Source organism: Psychrobacter glacincola (assembly GCF_904846215.1).
Taxonomy (GTDB): Bacteria; Pseudomonadota; Gammaproteobacteria; order Pseudomonadales; family Moraxellaceae; genus Psychrobacter; species Psychrobacter glacincola.
The window spans coordinates 1-727 of record NZ_CAJGZK010000071.1; the positions used below are offsets into that span (position 1 = coordinate 1).

The 727-nt window shown below is 48.1% G+C and carries 1 pseudogene and 1 other annotated feature; the pseudogene reads right to left on the reverse strand.

The features are described 5' to 3' along the window. Nucleotides 1-674 (reverse strand): annotated as a pseudogene (locus tag JMW90_RS13850) (IS3 family transposase); the annotation flags it as partial. After that, nucleotides 283-399, reverse strand: a sequence feature (AL1L pseudoknot). It overlaps the preceding pseudogene by 117 nt. Nucleotides 675-727: the final 53 nt, after the last annotated feature.

Genomic DNA, 727 nt, shown 5'->3' on the forward strand with positions numbered 1-727 from the left:
GTCATCAGCGCGCTTTTGGTCGTCACGGCTGTTGGTGGTAATCTTGCCTTTGCCACGCCAGACGCCTTGTAGGCCATACTGCTTCATTAATCGCTCTACGGTACACCGAGCAATACATAATCCTTCTGCTTTCATCTGCTGCCAGACTTTACGCGCACCGTAACGGCATTTGCTATCCTGCCAAATACGTTTAATCTCACCGATGTAATAGTCGTCATGCTGACTGCGCAGTGAACGCTTGTGTGGGTTGTCGCTTAAGTCTTGAGCACGATAATAAGTTGACGGGGCAATCGGTAGGACTCTACAGATCAGCTCGACCCCATAAAGGTGTTTATTGTCGTCGATGAAGTGAATCATGATTTTAGTCAGCGGTCGAGCTCCGCCTGGGCGAAAAAAGCGGCTGCCTTCCTGATAATCTCGTTGGCTTGCTTGAGCTCTTTGTTCTCGCGTTCAAGCTCTTTAATACGTGCAGCTTGATCTTGAGCTTGAATATTAGCTGGTATAGTTTTATCGATGTGCTTTTTATGCCACGATCGCAGGGTTTCAGGCGTGCAGCCAATCTTAGGCGCAATGGCTTGAATAGCTGACCAGGTGGAGGGATAGTCGCCTGCTGCTTCAATCAGCATGCGAACTGCGCGTTCTTTAATCTCAGGAGTGTAATTTCGTGTTTTCATTGTCGTATTCTCTCAGAATATTAGGTCTCCGACAATCACGGGGCGGTTCAAAA